Annotated in this window: 22 protein-coding genes; 10 read left to right on the top strand and 12 right to left on the bottom strand. The window is 70.0% G+C overall.

Features of this window, described 5'->3' with window-relative positions:
- Positions 1-31 precede the first annotated feature (31 nt).
- Entirely contained in the window at positions 32-844 is an 813-nt protein-coding gene (locus AB0J16_RS09015) for an SAM-dependent methyltransferase (RefSeq protein WP_357941886.1), read from the bottom strand.
- A 187-nt stretch (positions 845-1,031) separates the two neighbouring features.
- Between AB0J16_RS09015 and AB0J16_RS09020 the strand changes: the two genes are divergently transcribed.
- On the top strand, positions 1,032-3,170 hold the full coding sequence (locus tag AB0J16_RS09020; RefSeq protein ID WP_358536268.1) for an alpha/beta hydrolase-fold protein: 2,139 nt from the start codon (positions 1,032-1,034) through the stop codon (positions 3,168-3,170).
- An 87-nt stretch (positions 3,171-3,257) separates the two neighbouring features.
- Here the strand turns inward: AB0J16_RS09020 and AB0J16_RS09025 are convergent, their stop codons facing one another.
- From AB0J16_RS09025 to AB0J16_RS09040, 4 genes are read right to left on the bottom strand one after another with little or no spacing between them, the layout of a single operon-like run.
- Positions 3,258-4,097, bottom strand: coding sequence for a hypothetical protein (locus AB0J16_RS09025; protein WP_358536270.1), 840 nt, complete (start codon positions 4,095-4,097; stop codon positions 3,258-3,260).
- A complete protein-coding gene (locus tag AB0J16_RS09030) occupies positions 4,094-4,873 on the bottom strand; it encodes an SDR family oxidoreductase (RefSeq protein WP_358536272.1) in 780 nt (259 codons plus the stop codon). Before AB0J16_RS09030 ends, AB0J16_RS09025 begins: the two co-directional genes overlap by 4 nt.
- A gap of 47 nt (positions 4,874-4,920) precedes the next feature.
- On the bottom strand, positions 4,921-6,402 hold the full coding sequence (locus tag AB0J16_RS09035) for a long-chain fatty acid--CoA ligase (protein WP_358536274.1): 1,482 nt from the start codon (positions 6,400-6,402) through the stop codon (positions 4,921-4,923).
- A complete protein-coding gene (locus AB0J16_RS09040; protein WP_358536276.1) occupies positions 6,389-7,789 on the bottom strand; it encodes a helix-turn-helix domain-containing protein in 1,401 nt (466 codons plus the stop codon). Before AB0J16_RS09040 ends, AB0J16_RS09035 begins: the two co-directional genes overlap by 14 nt.
- A 183-nt stretch (positions 7,790-7,972) precedes the next feature.
- Between AB0J16_RS09040 and AB0J16_RS09045 the strand changes: the two genes are divergently transcribed.
- The 5 genes from AB0J16_RS09045 to AB0J16_RS09065 are packed head-to-tail and all read left to right on the top strand — an operon-like array spanning position 7,973 to position 12,606.
- The gene (locus AB0J16_RS09045) at positions 7,973-8,731 is read left to right on the top strand and encodes an ABC transporter ATP-binding protein (protein ID WP_358536278.1); all 759 of its coding nucleotides are present in this window, start codon (positions 7,973-7,975) and stop codon (positions 8,729-8,731) included.
- Entirely contained in the window at positions 8,728-9,444 is a 717-nt protein-coding gene (locus AB0J16_RS09050) for an ABC transporter ATP-binding protein (protein ID WP_358536280.1), read from the top strand. The genes AB0J16_RS09045 and AB0J16_RS09050 overlap by 4 nt, the downstream gene beginning before the upstream one ends.
- Before the next feature lie 2 nt (positions 9,445-9,446).
- A complete protein-coding gene (locus AB0J16_RS09055; protein WP_358536282.1) occupies positions 9,447-10,328 on the top strand; it encodes a branched-chain amino acid ABC transporter permease in 882 nt (293 codons plus the stop codon).
- Complete coding sequence (locus AB0J16_RS09060) at positions 10,325-11,335, top strand: branched-chain amino acid ABC transporter permease (RefSeq protein WP_358536284.1); 1,011 nt, start codon at positions 10,325-10,327, stop codon at positions 11,333-11,335. The genes AB0J16_RS09055 and AB0J16_RS09060 overlap by 4 nt, the downstream gene beginning before the upstream one ends.
- A gap of 5 nt (positions 11,336-11,340) precedes the next feature.
- Positions 11,341-12,606, top strand: a complete 1,266-nt coding sequence (locus AB0J16_RS09065; RefSeq protein WP_358536287.1) for an ABC transporter substrate-binding protein — start codon at positions 11,341-11,343, stop codon at positions 12,604-12,606.
- A gap of 292 nt (positions 12,607-12,898) precedes the next feature.
- On the opposite strand, the gene AB0J16_RS09070 is transcribed toward AB0J16_RS09065, so the two are convergent.
- On the bottom strand, positions 12,899-13,432 hold the full coding sequence (locus tag AB0J16_RS09070) for an NUDIX hydrolase (protein WP_358536289.1): 534 nt from the start codon (positions 13,430-13,432) through the stop codon (positions 12,899-12,901).
- Positions 13,429-14,697 (bottom strand): helix-turn-helix transcriptional regulator, encoded by a 1,269-nt coding sequence (locus AB0J16_RS09075; RefSeq protein ID WP_358536291.1) that lies wholly within the window; start codon positions 14,695-14,697, stop codon positions 13,429-13,431. Before AB0J16_RS09075 ends, AB0J16_RS09070 begins: the two co-directional genes overlap by 4 nt.
- A gap of 332 nt (positions 14,698-15,029) precedes the next feature.
- Here AB0J16_RS09075 and AB0J16_RS09080 point away from each other — a divergent pair, with 332 nt between their 5' ends.
- Both AB0J16_RS09080 and AB0J16_RS09085 read left to right on the top strand, forming a co-directional pair.
- A complete protein-coding gene (locus AB0J16_RS09080) occupies positions 15,030-15,494 on the top strand; it encodes a hypothetical protein (protein WP_358536294.1) in 465 nt (154 codons plus the stop codon).
- Positions 15,495-15,813: 319 nt separating this feature from the next.
- Positions 15,814-16,113, top strand: coding sequence for a hypothetical protein (locus AB0J16_RS09085; RefSeq protein WP_358536296.1), 300 nt, complete (start codon positions 15,814-15,816; stop codon positions 16,111-16,113).
- 491 nt (positions 16,114-16,604) lie between these two features.
- Here the strand turns inward: AB0J16_RS09085 and AB0J16_RS09090 are convergent, their stop codons facing one another.
- On the bottom strand, positions 16,605-17,051 hold the full coding sequence (locus AB0J16_RS09090) for a DUF2690 domain-containing protein (protein WP_225290036.1): 447 nt from the start codon (positions 17,049-17,051) through the stop codon (positions 16,605-16,607).
- A 405-nt stretch (positions 17,052-17,456) separates the two neighbouring features.
- On the opposite strand from AB0J16_RS09090, the gene AB0J16_RS09095 reads away from it, so the two are divergent.
- Positions 17,457-19,007: a carboxylesterase family protein gene (locus AB0J16_RS09095; RefSeq protein WP_358536299.1), complete on the top strand. Its 1,551-nt coding sequence runs from the start codon at positions 17,457-17,459 to the stop codon at positions 19,005-19,007.
- A gap of 135 nt (positions 19,008-19,142) precedes the next feature.
- Here the strand turns inward: AB0J16_RS09095 and AB0J16_RS09100 are convergent, their stop codons facing one another.
- Both AB0J16_RS09100 and AB0J16_RS09105 read right to left on the bottom strand, forming a co-directional pair.
- A complete protein-coding gene (locus tag AB0J16_RS09100; RefSeq protein ID WP_358536302.1) occupies positions 19,143-19,568 on the bottom strand; it encodes a hypothetical protein in 426 nt (141 codons plus the stop codon).
- A 57-nt stretch (positions 19,569-19,625) separates the two neighbouring features.
- Positions 19,626-20,147, bottom strand: coding sequence for a DUF2231 domain-containing protein (locus AB0J16_RS09105; protein ID WP_358536305.1), 522 nt, complete (start codon positions 20,145-20,147; stop codon positions 19,626-19,628).
- A 119-nt stretch (positions 20,148-20,266) separates the two neighbouring features.
- Between AB0J16_RS09105 and AB0J16_RS09110 the strand changes: the two genes are divergently transcribed.
- Entirely contained in the window at positions 20,267-21,010 is a 744-nt protein-coding gene (locus tag AB0J16_RS09110) for a helix-turn-helix domain-containing protein (RefSeq protein ID WP_358536308.1), read from the top strand.
- A 245-nt stretch (positions 21,011-21,255) separates the two neighbouring features.
- Here the strand turns inward: AB0J16_RS09110 and AB0J16_RS09115 are convergent, their stop codons facing one another.
- Both AB0J16_RS09115 and AB0J16_RS09120 read right to left on the bottom strand, forming a co-directional pair.
- Entirely contained in the window at positions 21,256-21,381 is a 126-nt protein-coding gene (locus AB0J16_RS09115; protein ID WP_358536311.1) for a hypothetical protein, read from the bottom strand.
- A 92-nt stretch (positions 21,382-21,473) separates the two neighbouring features.
- The gene (locus AB0J16_RS09120) at positions 21,474-21,926 is read right to left on the bottom strand and encodes a hypothetical protein (RefSeq protein WP_358536314.1); all 453 of its coding nucleotides are present in this window, start codon (positions 21,924-21,926) and stop codon (positions 21,474-21,476) included.
- Between the last annotated feature and the right edge of the window lie 239 nt (positions 21,927-22,165).

The following is a 22,165-nucleotide window of genomic DNA, read 5'->3' on the forward strand; positions in this document are numbered from 1 at the left end:
CAAGCAACTGGCTTAATGCCCTGGTAGATGGTCAGGATTTGCGGCCGACAGCGCCATATTGCGACACTTCCTGGCCGCGATATTGGGTGGTGGGCTCGGGGCGCCACTTCGGCAGCGACACCATGCCCGGCTCGACCAGTTCCATCCCCTTGTAGAACTCCATGAGCTGCTCGGTCGTCCGGATCGTGATGGGTGTGGCGCCGCTGTCGTTCCAGATGGCCGCGGCGCGGTCCATGGCCGGGCTGCTCACGCTGGAGGCGATGGTCAGATAGCTGCCCGAAGGGAGCGCCCGCATCAGCTCGGCGACGACCGTGTACGCCTGCTCGTCGTCCGGCACGAACTCCACCACGCCCAGCAGCATCAGCCCGACCGGCTGGGTGAAGTCCAGCGCCTTGGCCGCGTGTTCCAGGATCGTCTCCGGGTCGCGCAGGTCGGCGTCGATGTACGTGGTCAGGCCCTCGTCGGTGCCGCGCAGCAGCGCGCGGGCGTGGGCCAGGACGATCGGGTCGTTGTCGACGTACACGATGCGCGCCTCGGGCGCGGCGGCCTGGGCCACCTCGTGGGTGTTGTCGGCCGACGGGATGCCGGTGCCGATGTCGAGGAACTGACGCACCCCTTCCTCCACGACCAGGTGCCGCACCACGCGGGCCAGGAACTCCCGCTCGGCGCGGGCGATGATGGCCAGCTCCGGCATGACCTGGAGGATCTGCTCGCCCGTCTCGCGGTCGGCGGCGTAGTGGTCCTTGCCGCCCAGCCAGTAGTCGAAGACGCGCGCCGGATGAGCCACCGAGGTGTCTATGCGGCTGAGCTGCTCCATGACGTCGTCGTTCGCGTCCTCGGTCATCAGGGGTCCCCAGGTCGTCGCGCTAAAGGAGGGCTTATCTCGGCTCAGCCTAGAGGTCATTTCACTGGCAAATCGCAAGAATCACGACATGTGATCATTTGAATACTTGACATGGATCAAAGGGCACCAGGAAACTCTCCTGCACCACCGGACAGATTGTTCGGTAAACGTTTACAGGGAGCGACCGATGCCCTTATCTCGATGGAGCGGTGTCGGTGCGCTCATAGCCCTCGCCCTCGTCGTCCTGCTGGCCGTACCGGGAGAGGCACGCGTACGAGCCGGCCGCACCGGGACGATCACCACGGCCGCCGCGCCCTCGGCTGCGCTGGGGGAGAACATCGCCTACAACCTCTACCTGCCGTACGGCTACGCCAAAGGCACCGATCGCTACCCGGTGCTGTACCTGCTGCACGGCCGCGGCGACACGATGCAGGCGTGGACCCGGGTCAAGGACACGCTCGACGCGATGATCCGGACCCGGCGGATACCGCCGCTCATCGCCGTCATGCCCGACGCGCCGTGGAGCGAGCGCGGCAGCTGGTACGTGGACTCCCGCTACACCGGCTCCGACCTGCCAGGACGGCCGGTCGAGACCGCGCTGACCCGCGACCTGGTCGCCCATGTGGACGCGACGTACCGCACGGCGCCGATCCGCCAGGCCCGCATGGTCGGCGGCTACTCCATGGGCGGCTCGGGCGCGCTGCGCTTCGCGCTGGCCCACCAGGACCTGTTCGGCAGCGCCATCGTGCTCAGCCCGGCCGTCTACACGCCGCTGCCGCCGGGTGACTCCTCCACGCGCGACTACGGCGCCTACGGTCAAGGCGGCGAGAAGTTCGCTGACAAGGTGTATGAGGAGTCGAACTACCCCGCCCTGCTCCCCAAGCTCGACCAGGACCTGCCCGTACGGCTGTTCGTGGCCGTCGGCGACGACGAGTACGCCAACCCCGATCCCGCCGACGCCCAGCACGACCTCGACTTCGAGTCCGCCGCGCTCTACAACGCGGCCCGGCGCTCGCCCGCGATCTCGGCGCAGCTGCGCGTGCTCGACGGCGGCCACGACTGGAGCGTCTGGGCACCCGCGTTCGAGCAGGCGATGGCCGAGCTCGGCCCGGGGCTGAGCGTCACGCCGCCGGCCGGGCTGCCCGCCCCGCTGTACGGCACGGCCGCCCAGGACTGGGCCGGTGGTGTCGCGGCCCACGCCGACGGCTCGCTGACCACCGGGTTCGCGGCGAGCGGACCCGTCGGCGGTCAGCCGTACGCGGGCCGCCTCGACGCGGTGCTGGTCCGCGGCGGAGCGAACGGCTGGACCAGGCAGCTCGGCACCGCCGCCGACGAGCGGTTGTACGGCGTCGCGGCGCTGCCCGACGGCGGCGTCCTCGCGGCCGGCTACACCAAGGGCGACCTGGACGGCCACCACGCGGGCAACACCACGGACGACGCGTTCGTGGTCCGGCTCGACGCGAAGGGCGCGGTCCGCTGGCTCACCCAGTTCGGCGCGCCGGGCGTGGCCGACCGCCTCTACGGCCTGGCCGCCGCCCCTGACGGCGGCGCCTACGTGGCCGGCTACACCAAGGGCGCCCTCGACGGGGCCAACAGCGGGGACAAGGACGCGCTGGTCGCCCGCCTGTCCGCCGACGGCGCGGTCTCCTGGGTCCGCCAGTACGGCGGGGTGGGGGAGGACAAGGCGTATGGAGTGGCCTCGGACGGGACGAACCTCTACGTGACCGGCAGCGCGACCTCGGCACTGCCGGGGACGACCGCGCTCGGCGGGCTCGACGGCTGGCTCGCCGCCTACGACGTCACCGGGGCCCGGAAGTGGGCCACCACGGTGGGCGGCACCGGTGACGACCGGCTGAACGCGGTGACCGTCACCACGGCGGGCCTCGCGGTCGCCACCGGGGGCATCGGCGGTGATCTGGTCGCGGCGGCGTACACGGGCGCGGGCAAGCCGCGCTGGCAGGCCACCGTCGCCACCCCGGCCGCCGACGAGGGCGCCGCCGTGGTGCCGCTGACCGGTGGTGCGGTCGCCCTGGCCGGGTACACCCGAGGCCGGGTGGGCGTGGTGGCGGGCGCGGCCGACATCCTGACGGTCCGGCTCGACGGCAAGGGGAAGCAGCAGGCCGCCGCCCAGCTCGGCACCGCCCGTGACGACGGGGTCGACCCGTTCTCCGAGGTCAACCTGTACGCCGCCGCCACCCCGTCGGGCCAGGTGGCCGTCTCCGGCCTGACCTACGGCACACCGACCGGCGGCCAGGCGCCGGGCAACGGCGACGTCTTCACCACCACGATCGACCCGGCCACCGGCCTGCCCACCGCCAAGGGGTGAGCGCCGGGCGCCCAGCCTGCTGGGCGCCCGGCCCGCCCGGCTCGAAGAGGCCGCTTGGGGAAGGGCGCCTTCGGAGGGGCGCTGGCGTCAGCCCGGGGTGAGGAGGCCCGCGTCGACGATGGCCCGGCCGAAGGGGCGGGCCAGCTCGGCGAGGCGTTCGCAGCCCTCCTCGCCCAGTGCCGAGTAGGCGGGCAGGGCCAGCGCGTCGGTGCGGGCCTCGATGTGCTGGCGCAGTGTCTTGCCCTCGGCGCTGAGCGTGTGGCCGTCGAGGAGCCCGCGTTCGCGCAGGCTCTCCCCGGCGGCCGCCCACTCCGGCTCCGGCCAGGCCCGGCTCAGCTTGAGGAAGTCCACCGGGACCTCCCCGCTGGCGGCGTGCAGCACGAGCGCGTCCAGCGGCCCGACGCCCTCGGTGACCAGCGTGCTGATGTGCCCGTCACCACGGAACTCGCGCAGCAGCGTCTGCGCGTGCCACAGCTGGAGCAGCGGGTCGTCCGGCCAGGCCAGCGCGGCGTGCGCGGCGAACAGCGGGCGGCCCTGCGGATGCTCGCAGGCGGCCTCGGCGGCGCGCCGGGCCAGCGCGAGGACCGTGTCCAGCTCGGGCTGCTCGTGGATGCCCGCCCGGCGCAGGGCCTCGTCGGCCGCCTCGTACCGCGCGGCCAGCACCTGCTCGGGCGTCGCCAGGTCCCAGGCGGCGGGCAGCGCCTTCCGTACGAGGTCGGGGTGGAAGTTGTAGAAGGTCGCGATGACCAGCTCGGCGGAGGCCCGGCCGAGCGCCGCCCCGCGCGAGGCGAAGTAACCGGAGCGGACGTTCAGCCCCAGCGCGGCGTACCGCTTCCGGCCCTCGGGGACGAAGTAGATCATCCCGTGCACCGGCTCCAGCCGCCGCCAAGCCTGTCGTGCCGCCTTCATGTCCACGTCCCCCTTCATGACAATGACTCCACGAACCGCGCCATCCCGGCCAGCCACCGGTCGGGATCGTCGGCTTTGCGGCGGGCGAAGTCGGCCACCTCAGGGTGCGGAAAGATGTGGAAGCGCTCCGCCGCCAGCCCTTCGACCACTGTGCCTGCCACGTCGGCCGGGTCGAGGATCGCCCCGGACGCGCCGACCGCGCGCGCCGTCAGGTGGTCCTCCGCGACGCCGCGCTCCAGCATGGCGGTCCGTACGCCCTGCGGGCACAGCACGCTGACCTTGACGCCCTTGGTCGCGTAGTGGATCGAGACCCACTCGGCGAAGGAGATGGCCGCCGCCTTGGTCACCGCGTAGGGGGCGTCGCCGGGGCAGCTGATCAGTCCGGCCGCCGAGCAGGTGTTGAGCAGGTAGCCGCCGCCCCGCTCGACCATGCCGGGCACGACCGCCCGCGCGGCGTACACGTGGGCCCGCAGGTTGACCGACCACAGGCTGTCCCACTCCTGGTCGGTGGCGTCCAGCCCGTGCCCGGCGATGATGCCCGCGTTGGAGCAGAACAGATCGGGCGGGCCGAAGGGCGTCTCCGCCAGCGCGGCCACCTCGGCCTCCACCGACACGTCGGTCCGTATGGCCACGGCCCGGTCGCCGATCTCCTTGGCCACCGCGCCCGCGCCCGCCTCGTCGAGGTCGGCGACCACCACTCCGGCCGCCCCCTCCGTGGCGAACCTGAGCGCCATGGCCCGGCCGATCCCGCTCGCCGCCCCCGTGACGACGACGACCTTGTCCCGCACCCGCATGAAGCCACCTTCCTAACCGACCGCCCGGTATCCAGAACGTAGTTCTATTACCGGTGGCGAGTCAACGTCTCGATGGCGCGCTTGAGGATCTTGCCGGTGGGGCTCATGGGCAGTTCGTCGGCGAACGTGACGTGCCGGGGGTACTTGTAGGCCGCCACCCGCTCCCTGACGAAGGCCCGCAGCTCGTCGGCCTCGACCGGCGCGCGCAGCGTCACCACGGCCGCGATCTCCTCGCCGAGCTCCGGGTGGGGGACCCCGATGACCGCCGCCTGCCGTACGGCGGGATGCTCGTACAGGACCTCCTCCACCTCGCGCGGGTAGACGGTGTAGCCGCCCCGGATGATCACGTCGCGGCGGCGGTCGACCAGGAAGAAGAACCCGTCCTCGTCGACCCGGCCGAGGTCGCCGGTGTGGAACCAGCCGTCGCGGATCGCCTCGGCGGTGGCGGCCGGATTGTTCCAGTAACCCTTCATCACGTTGGGACCCCGGACGACGATCTCGCCGATGTGGCCGGTCGGCACCTCGCCGCCGTCCTCGTCGACCACCTTCATCTGGACGTCCTTGATCGGGCGGCCGATCGACCCCGGCCGGGTGCCGTTGCGGCCCCGGTTGGACGAGGCGACGGGCGAGGTCTCGCTGAGCCCGTAGCCCTCCACGATCGAGCAGCCGAACCGCCGCTCGTACGCCCGCAGCACGTCCAGCGGCAGCGCCGCCCCGCCGGAGACCAGGATGCGCAGCAGCGACATGTCGGAGGCGCCCGGATGGTCGAGCAGCGCGATGTACATGGTCGGCACGCCCTGGAAGACCGTGACGCCGTCCCGCCGGATGACCTCCAGCGCCCGGCCCGCCGCGAAACGCCGCAGCAGCGTGAGGCGCGCCCCGGCCTGGACGGTGGCGTTGAGCGAGCAGGTCTGCCCGAAGGAGTGATAGAGCGGCAGCGCCCCGAGCACGACGTCGTCCACCCCGAGCGCGTGCATGCGGGCGACGGCCGCGGCGTTGCCGCCGAGGTTGCCGTGGGTCAGCTCGACGCCCTTGGCCCGGCCGGTCGTGCCGGAGGTGTAGTGGATGACCGCCGTCTCGCCGTCCGCGCGCGGGGTGACGTCGTGCTCGGCCGCCAGGCCGCGCAGCAGCCGCTGGAACTCGCCCGGCACGACGAAGAAGCAGTCGGTCGGGGTGCCGGCGGTGCCCGCCTCGGCGGTCTCCGCGAAGGCGTGCCAGGCGATGAGCAGGCAGGCCCCGCAGTCACCGACGTACGCGGCGATCTCCCGCCTGCGCAGCAGCGGATCCAGCGGGACGACGACCGCCCCGATCCGCAGCACCCCGTAGTAGACGACGGCGAACTCCGGGACGTTCGGCAGCATGATCGCCACCCGGTCGCCCGCGCCGATCCCGCGCAGCCGCAGCAGTGCGGCGACGCGGGCGCTCATCAGGTCGAGCGCGCCATAGGTGAGCGCCTCGTCGTCGAGCGTGACAACCGTCCTCCCGCCGAGCCGATCGGCGACGGTGTGGAGCCGGTCAGCGAGATTCATGGAACGACCGTACGTCCCCGCTCCCACGTCGCTCATCGGTCACGGTGGCCAGTCTTTGCCGCCCGAGGTTGGTGGTGGGCGGCAGAGAGTCGTGCAGGGCGATCGCCACGAGCAGGTCGAGCAGGTCGCTGATCCGGCGCAGGCTGCGACCGGTGCGCTCCTGGATGCGGCGCAGGCGGTATTGAGCGGTATTGGGGTGGATCTGCAGCCGCTCGGCCGAGGCGCGCAGGTTGAGGTCGGCGGCGGCGAAGGCGCGGATCGTGGCGGTGAGCACGCCGCCGCGCGCCCGGTCCTCGGACAGGAGCGCGGTGATCCGCGGATCCACCAGGTGGCGGGCGGTGTCGTCGGCCCTCAGCGCCAGGTACTGGAACGGCGACAGCCGCGGCAGCGCGGCCACACCGCCGTCCTCCGGCAGGAACTCCAGCACGGTACGGGCCTCGTCATACGCCTGCGGGATCCCGGCCGTCCCGGCGACGACCGTGCTGATGCCCATCGCCAGCACGATCCCCTCGCCCATGAGGCTCTCGCGCACGGCCTGCAGTCGCTCGCACAGCTCCTCCGGGTCGCCGCCGGGGCCGAGCGCGGGGATGGCGACGATCTCCGACTGCCGTACGACCGACAGCGTCCGCGTGCCGTTCGCCCCGGCCCTGGAGATGGCCGCGCAGGCCGCGTGCCGCGCGTCCGCACCGCGGTCGGGTCCCGTGGCGACCGGGTTCCCGCTGGTCACGAGCGCGCGCGGCCCGAGCAGGACCGCGATCACCACGACCAGGGGCGTGCGGGTCTCGGACCCCAGACCGTACGCCTGGGCTGCGGCCAGTTGCCCGCCGCGCGTGGGCGCGCCGCCGGCCAGCAGGGTCTCCAGCAGGTCCCTGCTCTCGTGTACGGCCTCCGCCGCCGCGTAGCGCTGGAACTCCATGTACGCGTTGGCCGCGTGCGTACTGGCGAAGTCGCAGTAACGCATGATCGGGGCCGCCAGGGAGAGCGCGGCCTCGTGGCCGGCGGCCGAGTGGCCGGCCCGCTCCAGCACCGACCCCCAGAAGACCCGCTGGCCGACGCGGAAGGCGTTGATGTAGTCGGCCAGGGCGACCCCGGCCCTGGCCCGCCGCATGGCGGCCCGGCGTGCGAAGGCGATGTCGTCGACTGTGGCCGTGCGGTCTTCGAGCATCACGGCCAGCTTGCTGCGGTAGTGACGGACCACTTGGTCGCGTACGTCGGCGAAGAAGTTCTCGTCCTGAGCCGCGTAGGCGGGGATCTCGGCCCGCATCGTCTGTACGGCTGTGTCGGCGAGGTCGGCTAGATGATCGAGGAGCTCGGAGAGGATGCGCGTGCGTTGGACGCGGACCATCGCCGAACCGGTGAGCGTTTCCGTGCTGAAACCACCGGACATGCCGGGATGATCCATGCACTTTGCCAGGCGGTCAACAGGTCGTAACCGGTCCGAGACAGACCCTGTGCCCGGCGGACAACAGTCGGCACGCATCTTGGGTGACCGTGCCCAATGTGGTGCCGGACGGGTGACTTCTACGCTTTCAGCACGTTGTTCGCCGCTCACCGTCAGCGGGAGGCCGGAGTGCTGGAGGTAAGCGAGCTCACGGTCCGATTCGGTGGCATCACGGCGCTCGACGGCGTGGGCTTCTCGGTGCGGCGCGGCGAGATGGTCGGGCTCATCGGGCCGAACGGCGCGGGCAAGACCACGCTGTTCAACTGCCTGACCCGCCGCCACGACGCCGACGCGGGCCGGGTCGCGTACGAGGGGCGGGACCTGCTCGCCGTACCTCCGCACGCGATCGCGGCTTTGGGCATCGCCCGGACCTTCCAGAACCTCGGCCTGTTCCCGCGCATGTCGGTCCGCGACAACACGCTGGTCGGCGCGCACCACCGAGGCCGGGCCGGCTTCCTCACGGCGGGCCTGCGCCTGCCCGGCGTGGGCCGCGAGGAGGCCGGGCTGCGCGCCGAGGCCGACGCGGTGCTCGAGCGGCTGGCGCTGAGCGAGGTCGCCGACCATCCGGCCGCCGGGCTCCCGTTCGGCACGCTCAAGCGGGTGGAGCTGGCCAGGGCGCTGGTCGGCCGCCCCGAACTGCTGCTGCTCGACGAGCCGGTGAACGGGCTGAGCTCGGCGGAGGTCGAGGAGTTCGCCGGCGTCCTGCGCGCCATCCGCGACGAGTACGACCTGACCATGGTCGTGGTCGAGCACCACATGGGCTTCGTCATGGGAATCTGCGACCGGATCGTCTGCCTGGACTTCGGCCGCAAGATCGCCGAAGGAGCTCCGGCGGAGGTCCAGCGCGATCCCGGGGTCATCGAGGCGTACCTGGGGACCGCCGTATGAGCGAACTGGTGGTGACGGACCTGGTCGCCGGATACGGCGACGCGAAGGTGCTGCACGGGCTGAGCCTGGCGGTCGGCGCGGGGGAGATCTGCGCGATACTCGGGCCGAACGGCGCCGGCAAGACAACCTTGCTGAGGGCGCTGTCCGGCATGGTCCGGGGGCGCGGCAGCGTCCGGCTCGGCGGGACGGAGCTGACCGGCCGCTCCCCGGACGCCATAGCCCGGCGCGGTGTCGCCCACGTGCCCGAGGGGCGCGGCACGTTCATGCCGCTCACCGTCGAGGAGAACCTGCGCTTGGGCGCCTACGTACGCCGGGGCAGAACCGGCGTGGACGCCGACCTCGACCGCATCTACACCTACTTCCCGGCGCTGAAGCCCAGATTGCGGCAGACGGCGGGCAGCCTCAGCGGCGGCGAGCAGCAGATGCTGGCCATCGGCCGCGCGCTCATGCTGCGGCCCCGGCTGCTCCTGCTGGACGAGCCGTCACTGGGCCTGGCGCCGCTGGTCACCCGGGAGCTGTTCCGCATCGTGCGGGCGATCAACGAACAGGAGCGGACCACCGTGGTCGTCGTCGAGCAGAACGCCCATCTCGCCCTCGACATCGCCCAGCAGGCGCATGTCCTGGAGACCGGCCGGATCGTGCTGTCGGGCACGGCGGAGCAGATCAGGGCGGACGAGCAGGTCGCCCAGTCCTACCTCGGATACCGGGTCTAGCCATGGCCGGCTTCCTGCAGCAGGTCGTCGAGGGGCTCGGCGCGGGTGCCATCTATGCCAGCCTCGCGCTGGCCCTGGTGCTGATCTACCAGTTCACCGGCATCGTCAACTTCGCCCAGGGCGAGCTGGCGATGTTCTCCACCTACCTGGCCTGGCAGTTCACCGCCGCCGGGCTGCCGTTCTGGCTGGCGCTGGTCATCACGCTCGTGGTGTCGTTCGCGGGCGGGATGCTCATCGAGCGAGTGATCATCCGCCCGGTCGAAGGCGCTCCCGAGCTGACCGTGGTGATCGTCACCGTGGGGCTGTTCATCTTCGTGAACGCCGCCGCCGGGTGGATCTGGTCCTTCACCATCAAGGACTTCCCCAACCCGTTCCCTGAGGGCGCGCTCACGGCAGGGAGCGTCAGCGTGGGGTACTCGACGCTGGGCATCCTCGGCGTCGTCGCCGTGGTGATGGGCCTGCTGTACCTGCTCTTCCAGCACACCAAGATCGGCCTGGGCATGCGCGCGGTGGCCGCCGGCCCGCAGTCCGCCCGGCTCGTCGGCATCCGGGTGGGCTGGACGCTCGCGCTCGGCTGGGGCCTGGCCGCCACGGTCGGCGCGGTGTCGGGCGTGCTGGTGGCGCCGCTGCTCTTCCTGGACCCCAACCTGATGGGCGGGGTGCTCATCTACGCCTTCGCGGCGGCGACGCTCGGCGGGTTCGACAGCCCGCTGGGCGCGGTCGTGGGCGGCCTGATCGTCGGCGTGGCCGAGACGCTGGCCGGGGCGTACGTCGGCTTCATCGGATCGGATCTCAAGATCGGGGTGCCGCTGGTCATCATCCTCGGCGTCCTGCTGCTGCGGCCTCAAGGGCTGTTCGGGCGAGCGGTGGTGGAGCGGGTATGAGCGAGTCGGCGGAGGCGACCGGTTCGCCGGTCGCGAAGGGGCGGTGGCGGGTGCCCACGAACTGGCGCTGGATCGCCGTGGCTCTGCTGCTCGTACTGGCTTGCTACGCGCCCTTCCAGCTGGTGCCGTTCCGGGTCTTCCAGTTCACCATGGTGCTGATCTACGCGGTGGCGCTGCTCGGGCTGAACCTGCTCGTCGGGCACGCGGGCCAGATCTCGCTCGGGCACGGCGCCTTCTTCGCCGTCGGCGCCTACACCGCGGCCATCCTGCTGCACAGCTGGGACGTGCCCTACCCGGCCACGCTGCCCGCCGCCGCCGTGGTGGCGTTCGCGCTGGGACTGGCGCTCGGCGTGCCCGCCGTCCGGCTGCGCGGCCTCTACCTGGCCCTGGTGACCCTGGCCATCGCGATCTTCCTGGTACCGCTGCTCAAGCGGTTCGAGTCGGTAACCGGCGGCTCCATGGGGCTGACACTGGCCAAGCCGGCGCCGCCCGCGTGGACGGGACTGGCCGAGGACCAATGGCTGTACTTCCTCACGCTGGCGGTGGCCGTCGTGGCGTTCCTGGTGACCCGCAGCGTGCTGCGCTCGCGGGTCGGCCGGGCGCTGCACGCCATCCGCGACAACGAGTCGGCGGCCGAGGTCATGGGCGTGCGACTGTCGTTCTACAAGACGCTCTCCTTCGCCTGGAGCGCGATGCTCGCCGGGATCGCGGGCTGCCTCTACACATGGGTGATCGGGTACGTCTCGCCGGACTCGTTCGTCGTCACGCTCTCGATCACGCTGCTGGCCGGCCTCGTCGTGGGCGGCCTCGGCTCGTACTGGGGGCCGCTGCTGGGCGGGCTGTTCGTCATGTTCGTACCGAGCATCTCCCAGAGCGTGAACGACGCCGCGCCCGGCGTCGTCTTCGGCCTGCTGATCATCGCGGTGATGTACGTCGCCCCGACCGGCCTGGCCGGGCTGGCGGGCCGCGCGGCGTACTCGATCAAGAAGACCCTCCGGAAGGAGTAACAGGCATGCGCGTATCCGTTATCGGCTGTACGGCGATGCTCCTGGCCGCGGTGGCGGCCTGCGGGGGGCGGGGCGGGACCGAGCCGGGCACCACGGCGTCGGGGCCGTGCCAGGGCCAGCAGACGACCGGCATCACCGACAAGAGCATCAAACTCGGCGGCATCTACCCGCTGTCGGGACCCGCCTCCGCCTACGGTGACATCCCCAAGGGCATCAAGGCGTACTTCGACTACACCAACGCCGAGAAGAACGGCATCGGCGGGCGCAAGGTCGAGTTCGTGGTCCGGGACGACGGCTACCAGCCGCCCAAGGCGGTCGAGGAGGCCCGCCGGCTCGTCGAGCAGGAGCAGGTGTTCGCGCTGTTCCAGACGCTGGGCACCCCCTCGACGACGGCGACCTGGGACTACACCAACCAGCAGAAGGTGCCGCAGATCTTCGTCGCGACCGGCGCCTCGAAGTGGGGCACCGACACCAAGCACCCGTGGACCATCGGCTGGCAGCCCAACTACATCTCCGAGGCTCGCGTCTACGCCCAATACCTCAAGAAGGAGAAGTCCAACGCCAAGGTCGCGGTGCTCTACCAGAACGACGACTTCGGCAAGGACCTGTTCGGCGGCTTCAAGCGGGCCATCGAGGGCAGCGGGATCACCGTCGTCGGCGAGCAGAGCTACGAGGTCACCGACCCGAGCGTCGACCCGCAGATGCGCAACCTCGCCGGATCCAAGGCTGATGTGTTCCTCAACATCACCACACCAAAGTTCGGCTCGCAGGCGCTGGCCGCCGACGCCAAGAACACCACCTGGAACCCGCTGCACATCCTCAACAACGTCTCCGCCTCGATCACTGTGCTCAAGCCCGTCGGCTTCGAGAACGTCCAGGGCGTCGTGTCCTCCACCTACTACAAGGACCCCAGGGACGCGACGTGGAACGACGACGCGGAGATGAAGCTCTACAAGGCGAAGATGGCGCAGTACGCGCCGGGCACCGACCCGAACGTGCCGTTCTTCACCTTCGGCTGGGCGGTGGCCGACTCCTTCAACAAGACGATGTCGGCCGCGAAGTGCCCGACCCGCGAGGGGCTGCGCGACGCGATGCGCAGCCTGAGCAACGTGCAGATCAACATGCTGCTGCCCGGGGTGACGATGAACACCGCCGCCGATGACGGCTTCCCGATCGAGTCGATGCAGCTGATGAAGTTCAAGGGCGAACGGTGGGAGCTGTTCGGGAACGTCATCGACACCCGCAAGGAGTTCGGACCGCTGACCGGCTGACAAGCATGGGCCTTCGCTTTCGGGGGGCGCTGTCGCGCTGCCGGCTTCGGGCTGCGTCCAGTGGGGGGCAACGCCCCCCACACCCCCACAAAAGCATGGTCCTCGCTAATCGCTCGGGCGCCTTCCAAACGCAAGCGGCCCCCTGACCGGAGCGAGCCCACCCAGCTTCCACAGGCGATCGCTCAGCATCAAAGAAGCCGCGCCAAAGCTGACAACAAGGTCGCGTCCAGAGACGGGTGCAAGTGAGACGGCGGGCGTAGGTTCCCTTCAATACCGCCAAGCGCTGCGCAGACTAGCTGACGGGGCGGCCGTTGTGCAGGTACGCGACAGTGTCAGCGTCAGCGGCGGTGATCGCGGCCTGTAGGCGTGCCCACACGTACGGCCGGAGCCGCTTCCGCGCTTGGTCGGGAGTGCAGAACTCGAACGCGCCCAACTCGGTATCGGCAAGGCGTAGCGCGGCGGTTTGGCCGGCGGTGAGGATTCCGGCGTTGAAGATGAACATCACCGAGTCGTCCCATGGGCCGTGTGGTGGCACCCAGTCAACACACACCAACGCCATGTCCTCCGGGAGGTGGAGGCTGAGTTCTTCGGTCAGTTCTCGGCGGAGGGCATCAAGCGGTGGTTCGTTGGCTTCGGCCATGCCACCGGGGAGATCCCAATTGGGTTTGTAGGTGGGGTCGACGAGCAGCACACGGCCATGATCATCACAAATGAGGGCATCTACCCCCACGCGCTTGCGGGCCTGGCGGGCGTTGCCCTCGGTCAGATGCGCGCGGTAGGCGGCGGGATCGCGTTCGTAGAGCGGCCGGGTGTCGGGCTCGGTCATGGGGTTGGGCTGGTCCTTGGCTGTGTGGTGTCGGTGGTGAGCTGGTAGAGCCATTCACGCTGCCGCAGCGCCTCGGCCAGGTGGTCGAGGAAGCCCCGCGCGCATGCGGTGGCGCGATGCGGCTGAAGCTGGTCGCGCAGATCGCGTAGTTGCTGAATCACCAGATACGAGCCTAGCGACCCGGTGGTATGAAGAACATCGGTCGCGACTGCACACGCCTGGTCCAACGCGCCGCGTTCGATGAGCACACCGGCCAGGGTGAGGTGCCCGAACGCGCGGGAGCGGGTGCGGCCGGCCGGCCGCAGCTCTAGAACTCGCTGGGCGTGGCGCTGGGCTGCGAGTAGGTCGCCGAGCTGCCGCATGCACCGGGCCGCGTCTCCGGCGAGGGACGCAGCATCAAACGGTGACACCCAGGGCGACGGGGCCGCGCTGTGGCTGCCCTGCAGGGCGGTCTCAGCGCGGCCCAACAGTGCGCGCGTTTCCCGTGATCGTCCTGCGGCGGCGTGCCCGCGAGCCTGCAACGCCCACAGCCGCGCCGCCAGTTCGGGGTGAGCCGGCCCCGCCGTCAACTCGCGCTGTCCCTGAGCGGCGTAGCCGATTGCGTCATCGGGGTGGGCGCGATGGTGCGCGAGGTGGGCCAGGCTCGCGAGCACGTGAACCCTCAAATGGGGGTCGTCGCCCACGCCGGACAGGTCTCGCGCCCGCGCGAAATGCCGCCCGGCGCGGTCGTCGTCTCCGGCGTCATGCGCCATCCACCCGGCCATTTCTGTGAGTGCTGCGGCCGCGGTGAACACCTGCGTCCCCTCACCGCCGAACATGCGGGGACTGAGGTGGTCGCGTAGGTAGGTGGTGACGGTCGCGTACAGGTGAGCGCCGCCAATTTGGGCGTCCACCGCCCGCCACGCCGCCACTGCCGCCGCCGCATCCTCACCGGGCCCCGAGACGGTGGCCCGCGCCGAAACCGGAACAGGGACCGGGGGCGGTTCCGCGGCCGGGGCTGAGGCATGCGCTGGTGGGCGCGCTGCGCGCTGCTGCGGTACCTGAAACCACAACCGGTCAGCCGGGATGTGCAGCAGTCGCGCCCACTGTGTGAGCCTGCCCAAGTCGGTTATCGGCGGGCCGTTCTCAATCCTGGACAGCTGGGGTTGGGTGATGCCCACCCACGCTGCCACCGTTTCCTGTCGTAGGGGGCGGTCGTGGTGCGGGTGGGCGCGATAGGCCGCGATGACCTTGCCCATGTGCCACTGGTCGAGCGCTGAGCGCATGCTGGGATGGGTCCAGAACTCCGGCGGCGCCCTCGGCGGCCCGGCGGGCGTACCAGTCGCCTCACGTGCGCCCGTGGTGCATGCCGCGCACCGGCCGCTGGTGTTGTCGCGCGCTAGGCGTGTCCCGCAGCGGCAGCGCCGCGCCTGCGTGTCGGTCATCTGGACTCACCGCCACATCGGAGATCCCTGCACCCCGAATGTAACCACGCGATCACGTTGCGAATCCAGGTATTCGCTGGGGCGCATATCCATATGCGTTATTGGTCATGGCCGCATGTGCGGGTTGCTGGTCACTGTGGGAGCACCTCCAGCCGACCAGCGAAAGGCACACCGTGACCACACAACACGCAGCACCAGAGCCGGTGATCGGCTGGAACTACCTGGCGGCCTCGGGCCGCCCCATCGTCTGGGCCGGTCCGGTCACGCATCCGGGACCGCTGCCCGGATCGGCCCTCCCACCAACAGCACGACGCCGGGCGGTGGGGTACGTGCGGCTTCGACCCGACACCGACACCGCCGCCAGCGAGCAGATCACCGCGCGCCTGCGAGGGTTCGCGGCGCGGTCAGGGCTGGACCTGGTCGACATCTACACCGAGCACCCGCACCCCTACCGGCGATCGGCGTTTGGTGAGCTTCTCCAAGCGCTGTGCCGCCCCGACATCAGCACCGTGGTGATCCCCGCTCCGGAGCATCTGTCGGAGTTCGACGGCATCTATCAGGCCATGCGCGCCCTGATCGAGATAGAGACCGGCGCTGATGTCTTGGTGATGTCCCACACCACCGAGGCCACGCAATGACCCCGGCACCTGTCCATGAGGTCCATGACCGGCGGCTGAAAGAGTTGCTCGGTCAGGTGATCGCGGCGGAGGTTCCCGCGATCGTTGTGGACCAAGCCACCGCCGAACGGTGGCTCCTACGGCTGGCCGGTGCCTTGCTGGGGATCAACGCCCGGCACCGCGTCGACCCGCGCGGGAGGTGCCGGTTGTGCCGCCCCGGATTCCTGCGGCGATGGTGGCCCCGGGGGGCGCGGCGAGTCTGCACTGTCCAACCGACGCTCGCGCACTACCTCCGCGACGCCGAACCGTTCCTATTGCCCACCGAGGATCACGGGGCCTCATGAGCGACCGGTTCGCGCCCGTGCCGCCCACCGTGCGCGCCTCCGAGGTCACCCTGTTGGCGCTGCACACCGCGATCACCCTCGGCGCGCAAGTCGCCCGCATCAGCGCCCGAGTGTGGGGCCTGCCCTACCTCGAACGCCCTGCCGAACGGACCGCTGGCCACCTGCTCGCCCGCGCCGTCGAGAACACCGGCCACCCCGACCCCAATCCCCGATACTCCGACATCGACTGCGCCACCATCGCCGCCGTGAGTATCCGGGTCCACCGCCGCGCAGACGCCCTGATCATCGACGTGTGAGACACCGACCCCACCCCGCCAGACACCACCCCACCGGACCCCCACATGAGCGCCGTAGGCGCCCTGGCGCGCCGCTGGGGCACCTACCCCTCCCCGTGTGGCGGGAAGGTCATGTGGGCCGAGATAGGCGCAGACGATCACTCACCTGCCGGGCTGGCGCAACCTGGCGGTTCTGACCATCTCACGCCGCGCCCCGATCCCAGCGCCGATGCGTGCCCATGCCACGCCGCATAACCCCCCCACCGAAAGCGGAGGTTTTACTAGGTTCGTCTCTCCGCACCGACGAACACCGGGACGGAGTTGCTGGTCAGCGTCGTTGGCGTTGGGCGGCGCGGAAGTGGTCAGGTGCTGAGCGGCATGCGGCACGATGGAGCGCGAGTGGGGCGGTGACGGGACCAAGCGACCCTGGCCGCGGCTCGGGAGTAGGACGCCAAGCTGCCCAAGCTCGGCCGTTGCGCCAGGGTGCAGGCGGCTGATGGGGCGATCACAAATCAGCCGCAGGCCTTCGCAGTGGTGCCGCTGCCCTTGTTGACGCGGCCGATTCCGGCCGTCACGCTGCCCGTGGCCTGGGCGCAGACGCCGCTTGGCGCGTAGACCATGTCGCCCCAGTGGTGCCCGCCGTTCCCGGCGCGGTAGGTGAAGGAGATGTTCTTGCGGCTGGTGAAGACGGTGATATGGCCGGTCGCGTTCTTGGGCACCGTCACCTCGCCCCAGTTGGTGCCGCAACGACGGGAGTAATACAGCCGGATCGTGCCCAGGGTGTCATCGATCTCGTTGCTCAGCGAGGCCTTCTTCCCGGTGTAGACCTTGCTGTTGGCGCACCCGCTTCTGTAGGGGTCCTTTCCGTCGTACGTGTGGGCACTCGCTGGGCCCGTGGTCAGCAAGAGCGTGCCAATCGTCGCTACGGACACCGCAGCCGCTGCTACGTGGATCTTCATATTGGTCGACTCCTTTGTGAGAGGCCCGGGGTGTGAACTCAATTTCTCGCCCTTATCTCTCCGCGAGAGATGATCTCTGGAAGGAGGGAGACTTCCCGATAGGCGGGGGAGGCGAGAGCAGCTCTGACTATGCCGGGCGCCTCGAACGGCGGCAACGGACATCCGCCGGATAGCCGTCCAAACATTGTCCAGACGTCCGGTTTGGACAAATAGCCCAGGCCGATGGGGGGTGGCCACAGGGCGCCGCCCGCAGCGACGAGGTCTCCGTCACCCGGCAATGAGATGAAGGGACATCACTTTGGGTAACGATAAGGTGACGGGCTGCAGCTGGCGGCCTGGACGGTGCTCCGGGGGACGGCCGGCCCTGTGTGAGTGTGCACCGCCTTGTCCCGGCCGAGGAGTGTCATGTCACCCACCACCGTTGAGGTCTCGACCGCCTATGGCCCGGTATCGGGGCTGATCGAAAACGGGATCACGTCCTTCCGCGGGATCCCCTATGCCGCCGCTCCCGTCGGGCCGAACAGGTTCGGCGCGCCCGTGCCGCCCGATACGTGGAGTGCGCCGTTGCCCGCTCACGAGTTCGGACCGACCCCGCCGCAGCCGCCGCTCAAGGGCAAGCTCGGCGAGCTGTTCCACAACCCGGTCATCCCCGGGGACGGTTACCTCAACCTGAACGTGTGGACCAGCGCCGCCGGCTCCGATGCCGCGATGCCGGTGCTGGTGTGGATCCACGGCGGCGCGTTCACCACCGGCTCCTCCGCGGTGACGACCTACGACGGCGCCACCTTCGCCCGCGACGGCGTCGTCTGCGTCACCATCAACTACCGCCTCGGGATGGACGGCTTCGCCTACATCGAAGACGCTGCCGTCCCGGCCAACCGCGGCCTGCTCGACCAGATCTTCGCGTTGGAGTGGGTGCGGGACAACATCGCCGGCTTCGGCGGCGACCCGGGCAACGTCACCGTGGCAGGCGAGTCCGCCGGCGCGATGAGCGTGCTGACCCTGCTCTCCCTCGACCGGGAGCTGTTCCACCAGGCCATTGTCGAAAGCGGCACCGCGCACATCGGCCAGACCCTCCAGGACGCCGCCCTTGTCACCGCCGCCGTCGCCACCCGGCTGGGTGTGGCGCCGACCGCCCAGGCGCTCGCCGCAGTGGACACCGCCGCCTTGATAACGGCGCAGGCCGAGGTGAGCGATGACGTCACTTCCGGCGCCGACCCCGCGCGGTACGGGGCGAGCACCATCGCCTCGTGCGGCATGTCGTTCATGCCGGTGGTCGACGGCGAGGTGGTTCCGCGACTGCCGATCGACGCCATCGCCGACGGCTGTGGCGGTGACGTGCCGCTGCTGATCGGCACCACGATCGAGGAGTTCAGGGCCTTCGTCGTTCCCACCGCCATGGTGGGCTGGCCCGGTGCGGCGCCGTTCAGGACCAGGACCGAGGTCTACGGTGCCCCGGCCGGCTTCTACGACCGCTACGCCGATACCAGCGTCGAGCCGTACGCGCGCAACGCCCCCTCCGGCATCGCCTGCGCGACGCTGACCGACCGCATGTTCCGCATCCCCACCTACCGCATCGCCGAGGCTCGCGGCGACGCGCCTGCCACCACCCACGTCTTCGAGTTCGGCTGGCGGTCACCCACCACGCCCAACACCCTCCGCGTCAAGCTCGGCGCCTGCCACAGCCTTCCGCTCCCCTTCGTGTGGGACACGCTCGACAATCCCCACAGCGCGGAGTTCACCGGTCCGAACCCGCCCCAGGAACTGGCGGACGCCCTGCACGGACGCTGGGTCGAGTTCGTCAAGACCGGCGACCTCGGCCAGTGGGCCCCCTACAACACCACCGAACGCCCGGTGATGACCTTCTACCGCGACAACATGCCGGACAACGTCATCGTCCACGACCCGCGCCGCGACGAGCGGGAAATCTGGAAGAACGATCTCAACCCGAGCTGACCGTCAGCACGGCCCCGGCCTCCGGCGTGCGCGGTGCGCGCCGGAGGCGTGCGGGTGTGATGTGGGCAGCGGCACGATACCTCCCGCGAGGCCGACGGTGTCGGCTGGGGAAAGGCGGTGGAACGCTGGGGAATGTCAGCTGCCGCCGACGCCCAGGGCGGAGAGCAGGACCAGGACTACGGTCACGACAGCGAACAGCCCGTGTGCGCCGACCACGGCGACCGGGAAGTGCCGCTCGGCGGGGGCGGTGTGCTCGCCTGCCGCTGGTGCGGTGGTGGCGCGGGCACGGTGTACCGGGATCCACCGGCTCAGCATGACGAACCCGAGCAGGGCGACGGGCACCAGCAGGACGAAGGCGATCCAGGCCAGCGCATCCAGGTCGGCGATGAGGTAGACGATCCAGACGACGAGGCCGACGGCGGCCAGCGCGAAATGGCCGAAGATCACCGGGACCGGGAGGTGGCTGCCGCCGCGGGCGCCGCCGCGCGAGAGCCAGGTGCCGAGCATGTAGAAACCGCCAAGAGCGGTGATCACCCAGGTGATCAGTGCGGCGATGTTCATGGGAACTCCAGATTGATCATGGCCGCACCGGGACGGTGCGGCAGCCGGTGCGGAGTGTCAGTGGGTACGGCCGGCGGATATGAACCCTTCGGCCTGCGTCGTCTCGTCGGCCACGCGGACGCCGTAGCGGTAGGAGAGCTTGCCGCCCAGCCATCCCGACACGGCCAAGGTCAGGAAGGCGGCGGCGTTGAGCGTGAGCGGCCCGGCGGGGATGCTGCCGGTGACGGTCTCGGAGTGCCGCCACAGGAAATTGCCGAGGTAGGCGGCGGTCACCAGCAGGTTCAGGGTCATGTGGGTGAGCGCCAGCCGGAACGCGCGCGTGCCCGCGGGGATGGCGAACAGGTCCAGGAATCCTGCCATGGCCGCGCCCAGAGCGCCGATCACGCCGACCGCGATCAGCCACATCGCCCCCTGGGACAGGAAGCGTGGGTCCGCCACGAGCTGTGAGGCGATGTCGAAGACCAGGCTGGCCGCCCAGGCGCCGATCGGGATCGTGACCAGCATGGGATGGAACGGGTGCCCGTACGGGCCGGCGAGCGCGGCGCTGACCGGCTGCTTGGCTTGATGCGGCTGGGTCATCACGGCCACCTCCTTTTCACCAATGGATTTTGGTCTTATTAGGGATGGCGGTCAAGTAGGGCCGTTCAATAGGCTGCTACCCATCGTCTGGCAATGCATGCTGGCGTTACCATGAACGCGTGACCTCCGACATGAGCCAGCCGGCGTCTCCGGCGGATGCCGCGCTCGATTCCCTCAGCGTGCTCGGCGAGGGCACCCGGCGGCAGATCTTCGCCTTCATCCGCCGTGCCCGCCAGCCCGTCACACGCGAGGAGGCAGCCGCCGGCGTTGGCATCTCCCGCAAACTCGCCGCGTTCCACCTGGACAAGCTGGTCGACGTCGGCCTGCTCCGCACTCGGTACGTGTCCCCCGCCGGAGGGCGCAAGGTCGGCCGGCAGCCCAAGGTCTACGAGCCGACCGACAGCCCCATCCAGGTCAGCATCCCCGAACGCCGCCACGAACTGCTGGCCGGCCTCCTCCTCCAAGCCGTCCTGACCGAAGGCGACGACGAGAGCGCCGCGACCGCCGCCGTACGCACCGCCAGGCAGCACGGCCACGAACTCGGCGGGCAGGATCGCGCACGCCTGCGCCCCGGCCGGCTCGGCGCCGAACGCGGCCTGACCCTGTGCGAGCACATGCTCGACCAGCACGGTTTCGAACCCACCCGGCAGGCCCCCGACCGGCTACGGCTGCGCAACTGCCCCTTTCACCCCCTCTCCGCCCAGGCCCCCGACCTCGTCTGCGGCATGAACCACGCCTTCCTCACCGGGTACCTGCAAGGACTGCAAGCCACGGCCGTTCAGGCGGTCCTGGCCCCACACCCCGGTGAATGCTGCGTCCAACTGCAGCACGCGCAGTCACAGGACCCGCCCAAGACCGGCTGACACAAGGAGTTCAGACCGCTGACCGGCTGAACAAGCATGGGCCTCCGCTTTGGGGCGCTTTCGCGCAATGGGCTTCGGGCTGCGCCTAGTGGGGGGCAGCGCCCCCCACACCCCCACAAAAGCATGGTCCTCGCTAATCGCTCGGGCGCCTTCCAAACGCAAGCGGCCACATAACCGGAGCGAGCCCGAGACGATCAGGGACATCCACTGGGATGTCGGTGTCGGCATCGCATGCCCCAGGTGCATCACGTCGTCATCAGCCCGAACAGGCGATCGCTGATCTCCTGAACCCAGGATTTATGACGCCACTCGCTGACGACCAGGTCGGGAGCAGAGGTCGCCGACACGTTGAAGTACTTCTCCGAGCTCATCCCGGCGACGTTTGTCTACGCTGGGATAGAGGCTCCACCGCCCCCGCAAGGCCCAGTTGTGACTCGGCGCCGTGGCTGACCAGCCCGTGTGATCAGTAGAACCAGACGACGAGCCGTACATTCTGCGCGCCGTGCACTTCGCTGAGCGTGCGCATCACACTCCACACCCGGCCCCAGTCGCTCTCGTCGCCTGCGACCATGCCGCGGCTTCGCCTGCCGGAACTGTCCGTCTCCGTCCAGTCGACAGAGGCGACCTCAGCCCAAGTGAGCCACGTCGTCCCGAATACGTCGGCGGGTCCACCATAGACGGCGAACTTACTGGTCAGCCTCTCCGAGGCGTCGCGGGGAAAGCCACGATCTTCAGCCACAGGGCGAAAGCCGAAGGTGTTGCGAATCCCGAAGAGACAGGAGAGTCCGTCGTAAGCGTTGCCGCGGTTGAGCAGGAAGAGATCGATGGCGGCCTGCCACACAGAGTCCTCGTCATCCGGGCCCCAAAGGCGGGCACCCGGTCGGCACTCGATCATCCCGCTGACGTCGGTAGACATGCTGAGATCTTGCCAGCGTGCCCCAGCCTGGGGCGCCGGCATTTCGGCCTCGCTGCCCGTCAGTCACTCAACCTTCAGTGAGAATGCTCAACCTACGCTGCGACAGGACACTCTCGGCGTATCCGCGCGTTCGGCGCATGTGAGAGCAGCAGCATCACCTGACCGTGGGCCTGAGCAGCGCCAGCGAGCAGCGAGACGGACGGCGCGCTGTCGTATTCGCACTGAGCCGTTCCACCTCC

Origin of the sequence: Nonomuraea sp. NPDC049750 (assembly GCF_040659625.1) — a bacterium.
Taxonomy (GTDB): Bacteria; Actinomycetota; Actinomycetes; order Streptosporangiales; family Streptosporangiaceae; genus Nonomuraea.